Annotated in this window: 21 protein-coding genes; 14 read left to right on the top strand and 7 right to left on the bottom strand. The window is 62.6% G+C overall.

What is annotated here, in order from left to right:
- The first annotated feature begins 46 nt into the window (after positions 1-46).
- The 7 genes from nfsA to ACUY1T_RS12775 all read left to right on the top strand — a co-directional run bounded on the left by nfsA (position 47) and on the right by ACUY1T_RS12775 (position 3,904).
- Positions 47-778 (top strand): oxygen-insensitive NADPH nitroreductase, encoded by a 732-nt coding sequence (gene nfsA / locus ACUY1T_RS12805; RefSeq protein WP_446023357.1) that lies wholly within the window; start codon positions 47-49, stop codon positions 776-778.
- 111 nt (positions 779-889) lie between these two features.
- Positions 890-1,180 carry a nucleotidyltransferase family protein gene (locus ACUY1T_RS12800; protein ID WP_446023356.1) on the top strand — a complete coding sequence of 97 codons (291 nt, stop codon included), beginning with the start codon at positions 890-892 and terminating at the stop codon, positions 1,178-1,180.
- Entirely contained in the window at positions 1,173-1,529 is a 357-nt protein-coding gene (locus tag ACUY1T_RS12795; RefSeq protein WP_446023354.1) for a HepT-like ribonuclease domain-containing protein, read from the top strand. Before ACUY1T_RS12800 ends, ACUY1T_RS12795 begins: the two co-directional genes overlap by 8 nt.
- Before the next feature lie 61 nt (positions 1,530-1,590).
- A complete protein-coding gene (locus ACUY1T_RS12790) occupies positions 1,591-1,821 on the top strand; it encodes a hypothetical protein (RefSeq protein ID WP_446023352.1) in 231 nt (76 codons plus the stop codon).
- On the top strand, positions 1,818-2,306 hold the full coding sequence (locus ACUY1T_RS12785) for a metallophosphoesterase family protein (RefSeq protein WP_446023351.1): 489 nt from the start codon (positions 1,818-1,820) through the stop codon (positions 2,304-2,306). The genes ACUY1T_RS12790 and ACUY1T_RS12785 overlap by 4 nt, the downstream gene beginning before the upstream one ends.
- Before the next feature lie 98 nt (positions 2,307-2,404).
- Positions 2,405-3,235 carry a helix-turn-helix domain-containing protein gene (locus tag ACUY1T_RS12780; RefSeq protein ID WP_446023349.1) on the top strand — a complete coding sequence of 277 codons (831 nt, stop codon included), beginning with the start codon at positions 2,405-2,407 and terminating at the stop codon, positions 3,233-3,235.
- A 57-nt stretch (positions 3,236-3,292) separates the two neighbouring features.
- Positions 3,293-3,904: a LysE family translocator gene (locus ACUY1T_RS12775; RefSeq protein WP_446023347.1), complete on the top strand. Its 612-nt coding sequence runs from the start codon at positions 3,293-3,295 to the stop codon at positions 3,902-3,904.
- A gap of 22 nt (positions 3,905-3,926) precedes the next feature.
- On the opposite strand, the gene ACUY1T_RS12770 is transcribed toward ACUY1T_RS12775, so the two are convergent.
- A complete protein-coding gene (locus ACUY1T_RS12770) occupies positions 3,927-4,319 on the bottom strand; it encodes a GFA family protein (RefSeq protein ID WP_446023345.1) in 393 nt (130 codons plus the stop codon).
- A gap of 186 nt (positions 4,320-4,505) precedes the next feature.
- Complete coding sequence (locus ACUY1T_RS12765; protein ID WP_446023343.1) at positions 4,506-5,006, bottom strand: phasin family protein; 501 nt, start codon at positions 5,004-5,006, stop codon at positions 4,506-4,508.
- Positions 5,007-5,712: 706 nt separating this feature from the next.
- Between ACUY1T_RS12765 and ACUY1T_RS12760 the strand changes: the two genes are divergently transcribed.
- Positions 5,713-7,929, top strand: a complete 2,217-nt coding sequence (locus ACUY1T_RS12760; RefSeq protein WP_446023341.1) for an OmpA family protein — start codon at positions 5,713-5,715, stop codon at positions 7,927-7,929.
- A 111-nt stretch (positions 7,930-8,040) separates the two neighbouring features.
- Here ACUY1T_RS12760 and ACUY1T_RS12755 read toward each other — a convergent pair whose 3' ends face one another.
- The 4 genes from ACUY1T_RS12755 to ACUY1T_RS12740 form a co-directional block, all read right to left on the bottom strand.
- Positions 8,041-9,222 carry an MFS transporter gene (locus ACUY1T_RS12755; protein WP_446023339.1) on the bottom strand — a complete coding sequence of 394 codons (1,182 nt, stop codon included), beginning with the start codon at positions 9,220-9,222 and terminating at the stop codon, positions 8,041-8,043.
- Positions 9,219-9,782, bottom strand: coding sequence for a TetR/AcrR family transcriptional regulator (locus tag ACUY1T_RS12750; RefSeq protein WP_446023337.1), 564 nt, complete (start codon positions 9,780-9,782; stop codon positions 9,219-9,221). Before ACUY1T_RS12750 ends, ACUY1T_RS12755 begins: the two co-directional genes overlap by 4 nt.
- A 203-nt stretch (positions 9,783-9,985) precedes the next feature.
- A complete protein-coding gene (locus ACUY1T_RS12745; protein WP_446023335.1) occupies positions 9,986-10,321 on the bottom strand; it encodes a hypothetical protein in 336 nt (111 codons plus the stop codon).
- Positions 10,322-10,497: 176 nt separating this feature from the next.
- Entirely contained in the window at positions 10,498-10,944 is a 447-nt protein-coding gene (locus ACUY1T_RS12740) for a YHS domain-containing (seleno)protein (RefSeq protein ID WP_446023333.1), read from the bottom strand.
- A gap of 294 nt (positions 10,945-11,238) precedes the next feature.
- Between ACUY1T_RS12740 and ACUY1T_RS12735 the strand changes: the two genes are divergently transcribed.
- The 3 genes from ACUY1T_RS12735 (at position 11,239) to ACUY1T_RS12725 (ending at position 14,163) form a co-directional block, all read left to right on the top strand.
- Positions 11,239-12,270 (top strand): Acg family FMN-binding oxidoreductase, encoded by a 1,032-nt coding sequence (locus ACUY1T_RS12735; RefSeq protein ID WP_446023332.1) that lies wholly within the window; start codon positions 11,239-11,241, stop codon positions 12,268-12,270.
- 167 nt (positions 12,271-12,437) lie between these two features.
- Positions 12,438-12,875 carry a thioredoxin TrxC gene (trxC, locus tag ACUY1T_RS12730; RefSeq protein WP_446023330.1) on the top strand — a complete coding sequence of 146 codons (438 nt, stop codon included), beginning with the start codon at positions 12,438-12,440 and terminating at the stop codon, positions 12,873-12,875.
- 127 nt (positions 12,876-13,002) lie between these two features.
- Positions 13,003-14,163: a Fic family protein gene (locus ACUY1T_RS12725; protein WP_446023329.1), complete on the top strand. Its 1,161-nt coding sequence runs from the start codon at positions 13,003-13,005 to the stop codon at positions 14,161-14,163.
- 180 nt (positions 14,164-14,343) lie between these two features.
- Here the strand turns inward: ACUY1T_RS12725 and ACUY1T_RS12720 are convergent, their stop codons facing one another.
- On the bottom strand, positions 14,344-14,628 hold the full coding sequence (locus ACUY1T_RS12720) for a phosphorylase family protein (RefSeq protein ID WP_446023327.1): 285 nt from the start codon (positions 14,626-14,628) through the stop codon (positions 14,344-14,346).
- A gap of 91 nt (positions 14,629-14,719) precedes the next feature.
- On the opposite strand from ACUY1T_RS12720, the gene ACUY1T_RS12715 reads away from it, so the two are divergent.
- The 3 genes from ACUY1T_RS12715 (at position 14,720) to ACUY1T_RS12705 (ending at position 16,303) form a co-directional block, all read left to right on the top strand.
- On the top strand, positions 14,720-15,466 hold the full coding sequence (locus ACUY1T_RS12715) for an AraC family transcriptional regulator (RefSeq protein WP_446023326.1): 747 nt from the start codon (positions 14,720-14,722) through the stop codon (positions 15,464-15,466).
- A gap of 116 nt (positions 15,467-15,582) precedes the next feature.
- Entirely contained in the window at positions 15,583-15,861 is a 279-nt protein-coding gene (locus tag ACUY1T_RS12710; RefSeq protein WP_446023325.1) for an AzlC family ABC transporter permease, read from the top strand.
- Positions 15,803-16,303: an ADP-ribosylglycohydrolase family protein gene (locus ACUY1T_RS12705; RefSeq protein ID WP_446023323.1), complete on the top strand. Its 501-nt coding sequence runs from the start codon at positions 15,803-15,805 to the stop codon at positions 16,301-16,303. The genes ACUY1T_RS12710 and ACUY1T_RS12705 overlap by 59 nt, the downstream gene beginning before the upstream one ends.
- Positions 16,304-16,312: the final 9 nt, after the last annotated feature.

The following is a 16,312-nucleotide window of genomic DNA, read 5'->3' as shown; positions in this document are numbered from 1 at the left end:
AAGATACTAAGCAGGATAACGATTGACAGGTATTACGCGAGGCGACATGAATCCCACCATCGAACTGCTGAAATCCCACCGCTCGATTCGCAAATTCACCGACCGCAAGATTCCTGTCGAGCTGCTGCTCGAACTGGTTCGCGCCGGCCAGGCTGCGGCGACCTCCAGCCATGTGCAGGCCTACAGCGTCATTCATGTAAGGAACCCGGCCAACCGCGAGATGATCGCCGAACTGGCTGGCGGCCAGTCGTATGTCGCCACCGCCTCCGATTTCCTGGTGTTCTGCGCCGACATGAAGCGTCCCACCGAAGCCTCCGAACGTACCGGCGCCAACGTCGTGCGCGGCATGACCGAGCAACTGCTGGTGGCAAGCGTGGATACCGCACTGATGGCCCAGAACGTTGCCATCGCCGCGGAATCCGAGGGGCTCGGCATCTGCTACATCGGCGGTATTCGCAACAACCCCCAGGCCATCAGCGACCTGCTGCACTTGCCTGAGCACGTCTACCCGGTGTTCGGCATGTGCCTCGGCTATCCGGCCGCCGATCCGGACGTCAAGCCGCGCCTGCCGGTGGAAGCTATCCTCAAGGAGGATTACTACACCGACGACAGCGAGCAAGTGGCGGCCTTCGACGAGGCCATGCAGGCCTACTACAGCGGGCGCAAGGGCGGCAACAAGGACTCCGATTGGTCGCGCAATCTCACTCCGCTGTTCGACAGCAAACTGCGTGCTCATATGCGTGAATTTCTGACCAAGCGTGGCTTCGAAATGAAATAGCGATAGAACGTCAAGGCCTGCTGAGGATCGTCGCTGCTCATGCTAGGCTGTGCCATACGAGGCGTTATCGATCAGGTTTCCTGAAGCTTCGTCTTTGCTGAGGTATCGAAAATGAACAGAACCAAGACCCTGCAACTGCTGCGGGAACACCTGTCGACGCTGTCCAGCGAGTTTGGAGTCACGTCGTTGGCACTCTTCGGTTCCATGTCTCGTGACGAGGCTCGAGAAGACAGCGATATCGATATCCTGGTGAGCTTCGATGGCCCGGCGACTTCGGCCCGTTATTTTGGAGTGCAGTTCTATCTCGAGGATCTGCTGGGCCATTCGGTGGATCTGGTGACCGACAAGTCGCTCCGCCCAGAGCTCAGGCCTTATATCGAGCGTGAGGCGCTGCGTGTCTGAGCCTCGCCCCAAGCGCGAATGGCGCTTCTACATCAACGATATGATCGGCTTCGCCGAAAAAGTCCTCTCTTACACGGAAGGTCTGGATCAGGACAACTTCATTACCCATGATCTCACCTACGACGCTACGCTGCGTAATCTTGAACTGATTGGCGAAGCGGCAACCCGCATTCCAGATACGGTTCGTCAGCGGTATCCGAAAATTCCCTGGAGGATGATCATTGCCACCCGGAATCGCTTGATCCATGCCTATCTGGGAATCGACGACGATACCGTATGGAGCATTATCCAGGACAACGTCCCAGAATTATTGGAGCAACTGAGAGAAATCAAAGCTCAACCGTCATGAGGCAGCATGTGTCACGTTGCTTCCTGGTACGTTTTTCTCCACACCATCAACCGGAGGCGCCATGGAAGCGCTATTGAACTCACGCTCGGAGGTGACGGAGGCAGCCTTGGCCGCTATCGCGCACATGCCGACCGCCAGCCTGCCGGTGCTGATGGACGAAGCGTTCGCCCAGCGACTAACCAATGCCGATTTCATGCGGATCGCGGTTCTGCTGGCGCAAACCTCCGCCATTGTGCGGCCCGAACTGGACCTCGAAGACTGGAAGGGCGTGAGAGCCACGCATGAGCCATGACGTCCTCGATCACCACCGAGCTGCCGATCGGCGTCATCAGCGATACCCACGGGCTGCTGCGCCCCGAGGCACTCACCTTGCTGGAAGGCTGCGAGTACATCCTGCATCTGGGCGACGTGGGCAGCCGGGACGAGGACGCCGTCATCCTCGAGCGGTTGGCAGAGTTGGCCCCGGTGGCGGCGGTGCGCGGCAATATCGACACCGCCCCCTGGGCCGAGGCGCTGCCGCTGACGCGGGACCTCACCTTCAACGGCTGGTGCCTGCACCTCGTGCATATTCTGCAGGACTTCGACCCGGCCACCCCCTGCGACGCCGTACTCCACGGCCACTCCCACAAGCCTCGCCACGAATGGCAGGGCGGCCAACTGCTGTTCAACCCTGGCGCGGCCGGCAAGCGCCGCTTTCGCCTGCCCATCACCCTGGGCAAGCTCTGGGCTGACGAGCGCGGCCTGCGCGGTGCCATCCTGCACCTGCCGCTCCGTTGAGGCCGGGTGCCTGGCAAGCCGCTTTCCGCAATAATGTCCAAGCCTTCCCTTGGCGCCGAGCTTAAGCTATGCCTGTATGGCGTTCAGGGAGGCGCGACATGGCGAAGCAATCCAGCCGGTTCGATTACTACAAGAGCCGACAGATACCCGAGCTCACGGTACTCCAGGCGTCGCTGAGCGACTTCTGCTACGACCGCCACGCCCATGAGGAGTATGCCTTCGGCGTGACTCTTTCCGGGCGGCAGGACTTTTTCAGCGGTGGGCAGTTTCACCGCAGCCCGCCCGGCAACGTCATCCAGTTCAATCCCGAGCAGGTGCACGACGGCCACCCGGGCGACGACAGCAGGCTGGGCTACGTGATGGTCTACGTGCCTCCCGCCCAGCTCGAGGCTTCGTTCGCCGACGCGGCAGGATGCGAGCGTGCCGCCCGGTTCCAAGGCAGCGAGACCCTGCTTGCCGACCCCGAGCTGCGCCGCGCCATTCTCGATCTTGCGCAGTTGATGATTCACCAGCAGGGCACGCGCATCGACCAGGAGCACGCCCTGCATCGCATGGCGACTCGCCTGGTGCAGCGTGCCGGCAAGTTCCAGCCCGGCGGCAGGGTGAGCCGGCCCGATGCGCTGTTGCTGCGCGCCAAGGAGTACGTGCTCGCCCACCTGGAGTCGGATCTCTCGCTGGACGAGATCAGCCAGGCCGCCCATCTCTCGAAGTACCACTTCCTGCGCCTGTTCCGGCAGCAGTTCGGCATTACGCCGCACCAGTACGTGCTGAGCTGCCGGGTCAATGCCGCGCGCAACGCCCTGGAGACCGGCATGGCACCCTCCGAGGTGGCCTTCCGCTACGGCTTCACTGACCTCAGCCACTTCAACCGCCGCTTCAAGCGCATCTACGGCAAGACGCCGTATCAGTACCAGTGCAGCGTCACCTAGCGGCGCTTGACCTCGGCCGCTCGGCCACCCAACGCACTTCCTATCGGAGAGACTCCCATGGAGATCGTCGCCTATGCCCTGGGCGTCATGTACACGCCTGGGCCTGTGAACCTGCTCGGCCTGAACGCCGGTCTCAACGGCCAGGCCAGGACATCGCTTGGCTTCTTCGTCGGCGTGGGGCTGGCCATGCTCACGCTCTTCCTGCTGTTCGGCTGGGCCGGGGCAGCCTGGGTGCGTGGCAACATGCTCGCCGTGGCGGGGGCGGTGGGCTGTGGGTACATCCTCTACCTGGCCGTCAAAGTCGCCCGCTCGAGCATTGACCTGGGCAAGGTGCGTGAAGCGCCGCGCATGCTGCAGTTCCGCGACGGCCTGATCATGCAGCTGTGCAACCCCAAGGCCATGATCGCAACCCTGCCCATCGCCACCATCCAGTTCCCCGCCGCCGGCATCCACGGCGCGAGCCTACTGTTCTGGTCGCTGGGGCTGGCCGTGCTGGCCTTCGGCGCCCCCGGTAGCTATGCGCTGATGGGCGCCATGCTTGGTCAGCGAATCGAGAACCCGAAGCTGCTCAAGGGCTTCAGCCTCGCCATGGCCGCGATGCTGGTGTGGGTTGCGATCACCATTGGCTATGAGCACGCGTGGTTGCCCCTGGCGTCGGGTGGGTTGTAAAGGCATTCGGTGACGTCACTGATTAATCCTCAGAGTGCCCTGTATCGTCACGATCGCAGTCGTAGCGCTTCATATGCGGAAACGGCGGCAGCCAGGACTCGCGACGCACGGTCCAGCTTTCGTAGGTCGGCATCAATTGGTCGGGGGCGTCCAGCGCTCCCAGGTGCACTTCGATTTCATCGCCGGTGCGTGCAAAAACGGACGAGCCGCAGCGGGGGCAGAAAAACCGTCCCGCATAGTCGCGCGTTTCGCCTTCGATCGTCATTGCGTCCTGAGGGAACATGGCAGCAGCGAAGAACAGCGCCCCATGATGCTTGCGGCAGTCGAGGCAATGGCACAGGCCGACCCGAAAGGGGCGACCCGTCGCCACGATGCGTACATTGCCGCACAGGCAGCCACCCGTGAATCGCTCCATGCTGTGTCTCCTCTGACATGGCTTCGCCAACGGCATTAACTCATTTCGGAAAAGTAGCAGAAAAAGACTCGGGCGGTCGCAGCGCGGCTATGCTCAGTCGCGAAAAGGGGTGGAGTTATAGCAAAAGGGCCGCTTTCCTGGGAAAGCGGCCCTGCAAGTTAAGACTTTCTTGTCAAGCAATCAACTTTACTTTTCCAGCGTGCTGGCCGACTTCTTGCTCTTGTCGGTATGCTGCTGGTTTTTCTGTTGAGTATCGTCATCCTCTTCTTTACCCTTCTTGAAACTGTCCTCTACTTGACTCTGTCCTTTCTGCATGCTTTCTTCGAGCTGTTTGCGGCCCGACTGCATGCTCTCTGTGGTCAGTTGCTGAGTCTCCTTCAGGTACTCCTGACTCAACGAGCGGATCTTGTCAGCGTCTTCCTTCAAGCGCTCACTCAATTCCCGGACGGCCTGCTGCTGCTGCTCGACCACCTGCCGAAAACTGTCGGAATCCTTGACTTCGAGCCAAGAGCGGGATTGCGCCAAGCTGTTGTCTGCAAAGGCGCGAACGGTATCGAGCTGAGCCGAGAAGAGTTGCTCAAAGTAATCCGTGGTCAGTGCTCCGTAGGCACGCACCGGCTCGACGATGGCATCGTCGAACTGCTCGGTAGCCTGATTGCCATATGCCTTGGTATTTTCATTTTTCATCTAATCGCTCCTTGTTTTGTAACAAACAAGTGAAGTAAAAGTTCCGCTAAAATGCGCAATTCATTAAGCGGTCTATCAACAAACTAATGCTGATTTAGCCTGTTCGTGTAGAAGCGTAAATCCATGATGACGGCACGTCATTCCTTGTCGAGCCTGCACCTGCGACCACATCAATCCACCATAAACAACTAGATGGAATATCTCTGTGCGGTAGCACACTTAAATCCACATTATTCACCTTGCTGACGTAGCCGGTAATGTGGCGAGTTGTGCCTGGCAGGACTATCAGATATCGGAATGGCGGATCGCACCATTCCAGTAAGCGTTCCGTCAAAAGTCCAGCGGGCCTTCAGTATGGGATGGAAGTTGGGGGCAGGAGTCGCTCGAGAAAACAGCACGGTTTACAACGCGTAAACGTAGGACGCCTATGTGCGCCGTCGTACAGATGGTCAGGATGAAATTACCGATAATGAATACATCTGACCAGAAGGCGAAAGCGCCCCATATCGACCCTTTCACGCGAAAGCGCTGCTCGACAAGGATCACTCTCCCTTCCTGGTCAGAACCATTCCCAATCACAGCTGGCGCACTGGCTAGCCCGCCTGGAAGTCCTCAATCACCTACAGCGTGAAGAAAACCGCGCTGGCACCGTTGATTTCAGACAGCCGTCATCATGCCCGGGCAGTGCTGATTCAGGAGAACCGATATGAAATATCGCATGCGTCTTTTCAGTAAACCCGCGGTGATTCTGGCCTCGCTGTCATTGATGAGTTCGGGCGTTGCCCAGGCGACCCTGTCGTCGGCTACCGACTCAGAGATCCTTACGCTCGCTCAATTTGCTGAATCTGCTGATAAAACAGAGGAAGAAATCCTCGCCGAGCAGGAAGCCGCTGAGCAGGCCGAAGCCGATGCCCTAGCCGAGCAGGAGGCTGCTGAGCAGGCCGAGGCCGATGCCCTAGCCGAGCAGGAGGCTGCTGAGCAGGCCGAAGCCGATGCCCTGGTGGAGCAGCAGGCCACCGAGCAGGCCGAAGCCGACGCCCTGGCCGAGCAGGAAGCTGCTGAGCAGGCTGAAGCTGACGCCCTGGCGGAGCAGGAAGCCGCCGAGCAGGAAGCCGCTGAGCAGGCCGAGGCCGATGCCCTGGCGGAGCAGGAAGCCGCCGAGCAGGCTGAAGCTGACGCCCTGGCGGAGCAGGAAGCCACCGAGCAGGCTGAAGCCGACGCCCTGGCCGAGCAGGAAGCCACCGAGCAGGCTGAAGCCGACGCCCTGGCCGAGCAGGAAGCCGCCGAGCAGGCCGACGCCGATGCCCTGGCCGAGCAGCAGGCCACCGATCAGGCCGAGGCCGACGCCCTGGCCGAGCAGGAAGCCGCCGAGCAGGCCGAGGCCGATGCCCTGGCGGAGCAGGAAGCCACCGAGCAGGCTGAAGCCGACGCCCTGGCCGAGCAGGAAGCCGCCGAGCAGGCCGAGGCCGATGCCCTGGCCGAGCAGCAGGCCACCGAGCAGGCCGAGGCCGATGCCCTGGCCGAGCAGGAAGCCACCGAGCAGGCCGAGGCCGATGCCCTGGCCGAGCAGGAAGCCACCGAGCAGGCCGAAGCCGACGCCCTGGCCGAGCAGGAAGCCGCCGAGCAGGCCGACGCCGACGCCCTGGCGGAGCAGGAAGCCGCCGAGCAAGCCGAAGCCGACGCCCTGGCCGAGCAGCAGGCCACCGAGCAGGCCGAAGCCGACGCCCTGGCCGAGCAGGAAGCCGCCGAGCAAGCCGAGGCAAACACCGTCGCCGAGCAGGAGGCTATCGACAAGGCCGAAGCCGATGCACTGGCCGAGCAGGAGGCCAGCGACCAGGCTGATGCGGAGGCCCTGGCCGAGGCCGAAGCCGCCGCTCTGGCCTCTGCCGCCGCCCTTGAGACCCAGGAAGCCAGTGAGACATCCGAAACTGTCGTGACTGCGGATACCACGCGTACCAGCGACGAGGAAGCGACGGCGTCAGAAGCAGATGATGACGACAACCAGATATGGAAATACCTGGGAGCCGCCGCGGTAGGTGCCGTCGCAGGCGCCTTGATCCCTCAGCTCGGTGGTCGGGTCGTCGAGAATCAAGGCGACCGCATGATCGTTGAGCGCGATGGCGAACTGCATGTGCGCAAGGACGAGAATCTTCTGTTGCGTCGTCCTGGGGTAACCGAGACCACCGAATCCTTTGCCGATGGCATCACCCGCTCCACCGTCACCCGCGACGATGGCAGCCGGATCGTGACCATTCGAGATTCCGGTGGCTTCGTCCTCAAGCGCACCCGCTATCTACCCGATGACACCGCTATCGTACTGATCGACGAAACGCTCAAGGCCGATAGCTGGGCATCTTCCGTCGACCTCGAGGAATCCCTGCCCCCCCTGCGCTACGACCTGCCGGAAGAACGCTACGTGGTCAATTACCGGCGTGCCGATGAGGACATCCTGCGCGAGGCACTGCTGGCACCGCCGGTACAGGAGTTCGATCGCGTCTTCACGCTCCGTCAGGTACGCGAAAACTCACGAGTCCGAGACATGATGCCGCGTATCGATCTCGATGTTATCCAGTTCGCTACCGGCTCGTCGGCCATTCAGCCCTCCGAGGCCGAGGCGTTGAGGCTGATCGGGAACACCATGGCCGACATCATCGGGCAGCACCCGAATGAGATTTTCCTGGTCGAAGGCCATACCGATGCCGTGGGATCGGACTTGATGAACCTCGGGTTGTCCGACCGGCGAGCAGAAGCCGTCGCCCTGGCACTGACCGAATACTTTGCCATTCCCCCGGAAAACCTGATCGTACAGGGCTATGGTGAGCGCTATCTGAAAGTGGATACGCAGGGACCCAGCCAGGAAAACCGACGCGCCAGCGTCCGGCGAATCACCCCGTTGATCGATGCAAGCCTGGCCAGCCGCTGAGAAGCCAGACCGGTAGCCCAAGTTACCGGAAAAGCCGACAGACACTGTGCCTGTCGGCTTTTTGATGCGGCGTTCTTGGCAGCCATCGGGACGTCGGATAGAGGCTTGGGCTCAAGGGAGGTTCCAGCCGGTAGCGACTCTCTCCTTCAGCAAACACGCTCCCAGCCCGGCGACGGCGAGCCCCAGGGTGGCAAAGAGCATGAAGGTGACGGCATGACCTTCGGCCCCGACCAGCCAACCGGCCAACGGAGAACCGACGACCTGGCCGACCGAGGTGGCGAGCAGCGGCAGCACCGGGGCGAAGGCAGGCGCCTCGGTCATGATCTGGATGCTCCTCACCAGGTAGAAACCGGTAAGGGTCATGTACCCGGCGCCGAACAAGGCCGCCGATGCCAGGGCGAGGGGGAAGCTGCCGGGAACGATGACTAGCAGCACAAGGCTGACGGACATCACCGTGAGGCCGGCAGCATGGCTCGCGGCCGGCCCGAAGCGCGAGATGAGATCGCCGGCGCCGGCACCCGTCAGCCCCCCGAGGCCGACCGCCAGCCACATCCACGCGGTCTGGCTCGGCGCAAGCCCCCCGGCGGTGATCACTGCATCAGGGGCAAACACCCAGTAGGCCGCGCTCACGCATCCCATGCCCGCTGCCAGGCCGCTCAGCCGGCCGATCCCGAGCCATTGCGCCCGGCTCACGGGGGCGGCTAGCAGGCGGGGCCTTGAGAGAGAGGTGCGCTGGTCATCCCGAGGTAGATAGCAGAAGGCTGCCAGGGCTGCCAGGGCCGCCAGGGCGGCGAATCCGGTATAGGCACTACGCCAGGCCTCCGCCCAGAGCAGCACTGCGGGCATGGCGAGCGCAATCCCCAGGCTGGTGCCCGCATTGATGGTGGCATTGACCCGCCCGCGCAGCTCGGGCGGTACCACCCGGTGAACCGCCTGGGCCATGACCGGCGATGACAGCCCCGTGCTGATTCCACAGATCAGCACGCCGGCGGCCAGTAGCAGCGATGATGGCGCCAGAGCGATCGTCATCAGCCCGACCCCGGCCAGGCCGGCGGCCGCGCCCCCCGTGCGTCGAACCCCGAGGCGGCGCGTCACCCAGGGTGCGGCGAGGATGGCGAAGACGAAGCTCAGGAAAGGCAGGGCGCCGATCACCCCCGCCATGGTGGGGGTGATCGTCAGCTCGTCGCGCATCGAAGGCAGGAAGAGCCCGAACACGAAGCGAGCCAGCCCGTAGGTGATGGCGATGACCCCGCTGCCTAGGGTTGCCATGCCGAGGGGGGAGAGGGGCCTCATGGGGTCTCGCTCCGGGCCGCTGAGAGGAGAGCGTCGGCCATCGCCCGGGTATCGGCCAGGGCGGTCTGCATACCCAGAATGACCACCGCCGTATTGCTGCCTTCCAGCACCAGAAAGAGTCGTCGCGCCAGGCCAGCGGGATCCAGGCCATCGCGAACCACGGCGACCTCGAGACGTGCCAGCAGGTCGTGCTTGGCGGTCGATGCCAAGGCATGGATCTCGGCGCTGTGCTCTGCGAACTCGCCCATCGCCTTGGCCATGATGCAGCCATGCTGGCTGTAGCGTTCCAGCCAGCGGCCATGCGCATCGACCAGCGACCGTGTGGCCTGGCCCGGCGGGGCAGCGGCCATTGCCGCATCGAGGCTGGCGATGAAGCGTTCATGACGGGCCTTCAGCACCGCTGCGACCAGGGCCTCCTTGGAGTCGAAGTGGTTGTAGAGCGTCATGCGCACCACTCCGGCAGCCGCCACGATGCGGTCGATGCCGGTGGCGTGAAACCCCTGCTCATAGAAGAGCCGCTCGGCCGTGGCGAGCAGCTGGTCGCGCTTGGAGGCGGGCATTCGATGAGGCTCCTGTACATGTGAATCTATATAGACCGATCTATCTAAATAAAGGCCTATCTAAAATCAGCAGCACTGGTAGTGTCAAACGATAAGTAAAAAGGCCGCTTTCCTGAAGAAAGCGGCCCTGCACGTTACGGATTACTGATCAAGCCGTCGGCATGACTTGCCTGACGTGCTGGTAAAATCCTTGATGTCGGTTCTCAGGCGGCTCCCGACTCCCGAAAGTTATGCCAGGCATGGTGGTAGAGCACGCCAGCATAGCCGTTGCGCTGAATGATCTTGAGAATCTTCGCGGGATTTTCGTCATCCAGGGCCTTGTGCAGTTTCGCCCGCTGCTCTTCATCCAAGGCCTCGTACCAGCGGTAGGGCGTGCCCTGGGCATTGCTATCCTCAGCCTTGCGCATCAGGTCAATTTCGATGCGCCCGCCATGTCGATACAGGATGTCGTAGCCCTCCTGCAACTGGGTCGACGGGACGTCGCACGGCTTTTCGAGACCTTCCAGCACGTTGTAGTAGTAATAGCTCAGCGGATGCATGTGGCTCCTCCAGCGGTATGCCTTGCTTATCTCTGCCAACCTACTTCCTTTCTCCATCCTGCCTGAGACAGGGCGGCGAGCTCAACGGAAAAATGCACGCCACCCGCGCGCCTGCTCCCTCCTGAGGCGGCCACGGTGGAGCCGCCTGGGAGCAAGGCTAACTCTCGCCAGAATCACTACGGGAAGATATTCGGCCAGTGGTCGTCGGCAGCGGCGATGTAGCCGGGAATGTCTCTTTCCCAGCGCCACTGGATCAACCTGCTGAAGTTCAGATAGAGCTTGCCGTCGACGATCTTCCACGCCTCGGGGATGGTTGCCGCGGCTTCACCGCGCGCCGCCGCCCAGGCGCACCAACCGCCGTACTGGGGCGCATAGGCCTCGGGGTCCGCCTGGAAGCGGGCGCGATGCTCGGCCGACACGAACTGCCAGGTGGCATTGCCCCATTCCCACTGATAGTCGGGCGAGCCCTGTACCGGCTGCCCCTGGGTGAAGTAGGCCACCGGGTCGGTGCCGCCGATCGCCAGGCCATCACGGGTAAAGATGCGCCCCTCGGCGAACGCCCCCAAGGGCCAAGCCAGGCCGATCATCAGGGCGGCTGCCAGCCACCAACTCGTACGCTTCATGACTCACCTCCTCGCGACTCAACGCTCCAGAGGTGTTGTCGAGAGACGGCCCTTCACCTTACAGGCGCTGCCGGCGCATGTCAGCCACCGAACTTCTCGTTCTCGCCCAGGCTCGGCGTGGCATCTTTCTTGACGTTGGCCTTGGCAAACTCGTAGAGCTGAAACATCTTGCTCGAGAGCTGTTGGGACAGTTACTTGCGATTAGAGCCCAGCAAGCAGGGGGCAATAAACACGCCACCCAAAACTCTACCCGCTAAACTAAAGGCAGCAAGGGGCGAAGGGATGGGGCGGGTGATGAACTACGAGCAAGTGGTGAGGCACCTCTGGCGCCACGGCGATAGGCGAGCGACCGATCATGCCGCCCGGCTGAAGGCGCTCATTCGCTATGCCACCCTGGCCCCTTCCGGGCACAACACCCAATGCTGGCGCTTCCGCATCGCCGACGATGCCATCGCCATCCTGCCGGACCTCTCGCGGCGCACTCCGGTCGTCGATCCGGACGACCACCACCTCTACGTCTCGCTTGGATGCGCCGCCGAAAACCTGAGCCTGGCGGCGCGGGCGTTCGGTATGTCAGGCGAGATCATCTTCCATCCCGAAGGGGACGGAGAGGTGCGCGTAACGCTGACACCCTGTCAGCCAGAGGTCACGCCGCTGTTCGAGGCCATTCCGGCACGCCAGTGCGCGCGCACCGATTACGACGGCTCGCCCGTGACCGATCAGGAACTGTACCTGCTACAGGCCGCGGGAACCGGAGATGGGGTCTCGATCAGCCTGCTGACCGAACGTGAAGCGATGGAGAAGGTGCTGGAGTACGTGCTTCAGGCCAACAGCCGGCAAATCGCGAACGCAGCGTTCCGCCTGGAGCTCGAAGCCTGGATTCGCTTCGGCGACCGCGAGGCGCTCGAGGCCGGCGACGGGCTTTTCGCTCGCTCCATGGGAAGCCCCGCCACCCCGCGTTGGCTGGGCCGTTGGCTGTTCCGCGCCCTGTTTCGGCAAGGCGCCGAAAATGCCAAGGTGGCTCGTCAGGTGCGCAGTTCGGCTGGCATTGCCGTGTTCATCTCGGGAACCGACGACCGGGCGCACTGGGTGGAAGCCGGCCGCTGCTACCAGCGCTTCGCCCTGCAGGCGACGGCACTCGGCATCTGCAATGCCTTCATCAACCAGCCCATTGAAGAGTCGAGCGTGCGCCCAGCATTCGCCGAGGCATTAGGCGTAGTGGGTGGGCGCCCCGACCTGGTGGTGCGGTTCGGGCGGGGCAAGGCGATGCCGCGTTCGCTGCGGCGGCCGGTGGAATCGGTCATCATCCCGACAACCCAGCAATGAGCCTCGCTGGACCCGTGAGCCGAATCGCCCGTCTATTCGGCTCATAGAGTGAGCCAAATAATTAGATTATTCGGGTCACCACACATGCCGGCCTGCACTTTCTGGCTTTGCTTTCATTCCGGGCGCCACCATATCCTCGTCAATGCCACCCACCCTGGAGCCCTGCCATGTCCGATTCCCTGCATCTGGCCTGCCCCCACTGCCTGGCCATCAATCGCGTGGCCAAGGCGCGTCTGGCCGATGCCTCGCGCTGCGGCAAGTGCAAACAGCCACTGTTCAACGGTGCGCCCCTGGAACTCACCAGTGCCAACTACACGGCCCTTGTCGAGCGCAGCGAGCTGCCGGTAGTGGTGGACTTCTGGGCCGGCTGGTGCGGACCCTGCAAGATGATGGCGCCGATCTTTGCCCAGACCGCCGCCGAGCTGGAGCCGCGCATCCGCTTCGCCAAGCTCGACACCGAGGCGGAACCGGCCCTGGCCGGGCGCTTCGGCATTCGCAGCATTCCCATGCTGATCGTTTTCAAGGAAGGGCGCGAGATCGCCCGCCAGGCCGGGCTGATGCAGGGGGCGCAGTTTAAACGCTGGCTGGAGCCACATCTCATCTAGGCCAGACCAGCAATGGGCCTTGGTTGACCCGTGAGCCGAATGAGATGACAATCGGCTCATACTGTGAGCCGAATAGTTGGATTGTTCGGCTCACCCCGTCATTCAGGGTACCGCCATGAACGCTTCAATGACGACGCCAACCTGGATCTGGCAGCAGCCCGACTGGCCTGATTTCCACTGGCGGGCCGACGTGATCCAGCCTCGCCTTCAGGAAGCCTGGCGATCTCTCGGGATGCTGCTGGGCAGGGTAGGTTCCCTCCCGGCCGACAATGATCCGGCAGTAGCGCTGGATACGCTGTTGCAGAACATCATTACCTCCTCGGCCATCGAAGGAGAGCGCCTGAATGCCGCCTCGGTGCGCTCCTCTCTGGCACGACGCCTTGGTGTAGAGGGCGTGACGACGGCTGTTTCATCGCGTTCGGAAGGCCTGGCCGACATGATGATGGATGCCATCGGCTCGCCGGATACGGCGCTGACCCGCGAGCGGCTCTTCCAGTGGCATCGTTGGCTATTTCCTGATGCCGATGCCTCGTTGGTCAAGCTGCGGGTAGGAGAGTGGGGGGGCGAGGAGCCGCTGCAGGTCGTCTCCGGCCGTCTCGACAAACCCAAGGTGCATTTCGAAGCCCCGCCTCGCACAGTGCTGGAGGGCGAAATGGCGGCCTTCCTGGCGTGGTTCGACGCTAGCCGCCACGACCCGACCCTGGACCCCCTGCTGCGTGCCGGTATTGCCCATTTCTGGTTCGTCACTCTACACCCCTGCGAGGACGGTAACGGCCGCCTGGCCCGTGCCATTGCCGACCGAGCCTTGGCCCAGGCCGACCGACAAAGCATTCGCCTCTATACCATGTCCGCCGCGATACTGGCTGAGCGGCAGGATTACTACCGGGTGCTTGAAACCAGCCAGCGTAGCACGACGGATCTCAGCGACTGGCTGGCCTGGTTTCTCGATATCCTGCTGCAAACCTTGGAAGACGCTCTCGCCGGCATCGAGCGCACCCTGGCCAAGACCCGCTTCTGGCAGCGATTCGCCGAAGCCGGCCTATTGCCGGAGCAGATCAAGGTGCTCAATCGTTTGCTCGATGGGGGAGAACGAGGCTTCGAGGATGGTATCAGTGCTGCCCAGTACCAGAAGGTCGCCAAGGTCAGCAAGGCCACCGCGACTCGTCATCTTTCTGATCTGCTGGCCAAGGGCTGCCTGGAGAAACTGCCGGGGGGAGGGCGCAGCACGCGCTACCGAGTGGTGGACTCCGGCCCACCGCCTGCCCTGGAGCCGGACATGCACCTTTGAATCTACCGAGGAGAAGACACCCGACAACCCTTCGAGGCCGGTGAGGTGCTGTTCGTGCCGGCGGGCGTCGTCCACCGGTTCGACGACTTCACCGATGACTTCGCCACCTGGGTGTTCTTCTACGGCCCGGAAGGTGGCGAAGCCGTGTCGGAAACTCCCTGACCCGGCAACTCCCGAGCGTCAGCGCGCCAACAGCCCCTCGGCCAGCGCCTCGCCGAGCCGATCCACGGCGGAGGCCAGCTTCTCGTCGATGACATGGAGATATTCCGTCCAATCGTCGACGTGGTACAGCTCCGACTTGCCGTCCGAAATGCCGCGTAGCACGACCAGCGGCACGTCGAAGCGCATGCAGACGCGCAGGCAGGCGTAGCTCTCCATGTCCACCATCTCGGCGGCGATGTTGCGGTAGGCGATGGAGGTCGGCGCAGAGTGATAATGTGTTGAGTTAAGGTACGGTTTTGCCAATCAGCGAGATAGCGGTGCAGGGAAGTTAAATTAAATGAGCGATAGCCGGGATTGGGCGTTACGTGCTCCGCAATCTATGAAGCTGGAGCGCATGGAAGCATTCTTTGGTGGGTATGGCTTTGCGCCACACCGCCATGACACCTATGCCATTGGCCGAACGCTGGCTGGCGTGCATTGCTTCCGTTACCGCAACAGCATGCGCCATAGCTTGCCGGACGTGACCATCGTGCTGCACCCGGACGAACTGCACGACGGTGAGGCGGGAACCGATGCCGGCTTCCACTACCGCATCTTGTATATCGAGCCAGCCTTGCTGCAGCAGGCTCTTGGCGGCAAGCCGCTGCCGTTCATACCCGAAGGCATATCCCGCGATCCGCGGTTGTATACGGCCTCTCAGACTCTCATGCAGGGTATGGAGTGCCCGATCGATCCTCTTGAGGAAGACGACGCCATCTATGATCTGGCCCAGGCGTTGGCCGTGGTGGCAGGAGCACGGCGTGGGCGAAAGGCGCTGGATTATCAGGCCGTAGAGCGCGCCCGCGAATACATTCACAGTGCGCTGGACAGCACCATCACCCTCGAAGCACTCGAACAGGCCAGCGGACGCGACCGCTGGAGCCTATCGCGTGATTTTCGGGCGCTCTATGGCACCAGCCCCTACCGCTACCTGACCATGCGCCGTCTGGATCATGTTCGCTCGTTGATTGTCGCAGGGCAGACGCTAACGGATGCCTCCCTGATTGCCGGCTTCTCCGATCAGAGCCACATGACCCACCATTTCAGCCGTGCATATGGCATTACGCCGGCGCGCTGGCTGCGGATGCTGCGCTGCCACTGATCCACTCCTGTCTGGTGGCTCATCAACGCGATCGTTGCAAACCTGCACGATCCTACAAGACTCCCTTGAAGCTCTCTCTCTAGACTCGCCTAACGTGACGCAATGGCGAGTAACAGATGAGTGATGCCCAACCGGCCACAGATGATGGAACAGCAACGCACGATGGCACCAGCAAAGTCGCTGTGCTGCGGCGAGTGGCTCCAGCAGCGATTGCGGTTGTGCCGGTCAGCCTACTATTCGGCATGCTGGCCGTTCGCTCCGACTGGGCGCTGCTCGAAGTCGTGGCCATTAGCCTCTTGGGCTTCTCCGGCAGCGGTCAGTTCGCCTTGCTACCACTTGCCGACTCCGCACAGCACCGTCACCGACGACAGCGTGCTCTGCGTTGCAGTCGCTGACGTGTTACTGCATGGCGGCGATTTCGTCGACGCCTTCCATGACTACTTCCATCGCTATCCCAACGCCGGCTTCGGCGGCGGCTTCATGCGCTGGGCGGCAAACCGGAACAGGCAGCCCTACTACAGCTGGGGTAACGGTTCGGCCATGCGGGTGCCCCCGGTGGGCTTTGCCGCCACGTCGTTGGAGGAGGCGCTAAGCCTGGCCAGGCGCAGTGCTGAGGTCACCCACGACCATCCCGAGGGCATTCGCGTTGCCCAGGCGGTGGCGGCAGTGATCTTCCTGGCGCGCCAGGGCGCCGACAAGGCGAGCCTGCGTGCCGAGGTGGAGGGGCGCTTTGCCCGAGTCTCTGCGAAGCGAGACACTGGCGCGGCTGACGCCGGAATTGCGCGAGGTGGTGGAAGCCTTCGAAGCCAAATTCCCGGCATCCTGATGCCTGCCTGAGGTGCTGCC

The sequence above is a fragment of the Billgrantia sp. Q4P2 genome (genome assembly GCF_052806135.1).
This window is presented reverse-complemented; position numbering and strand designations above follow the sequence as displayed.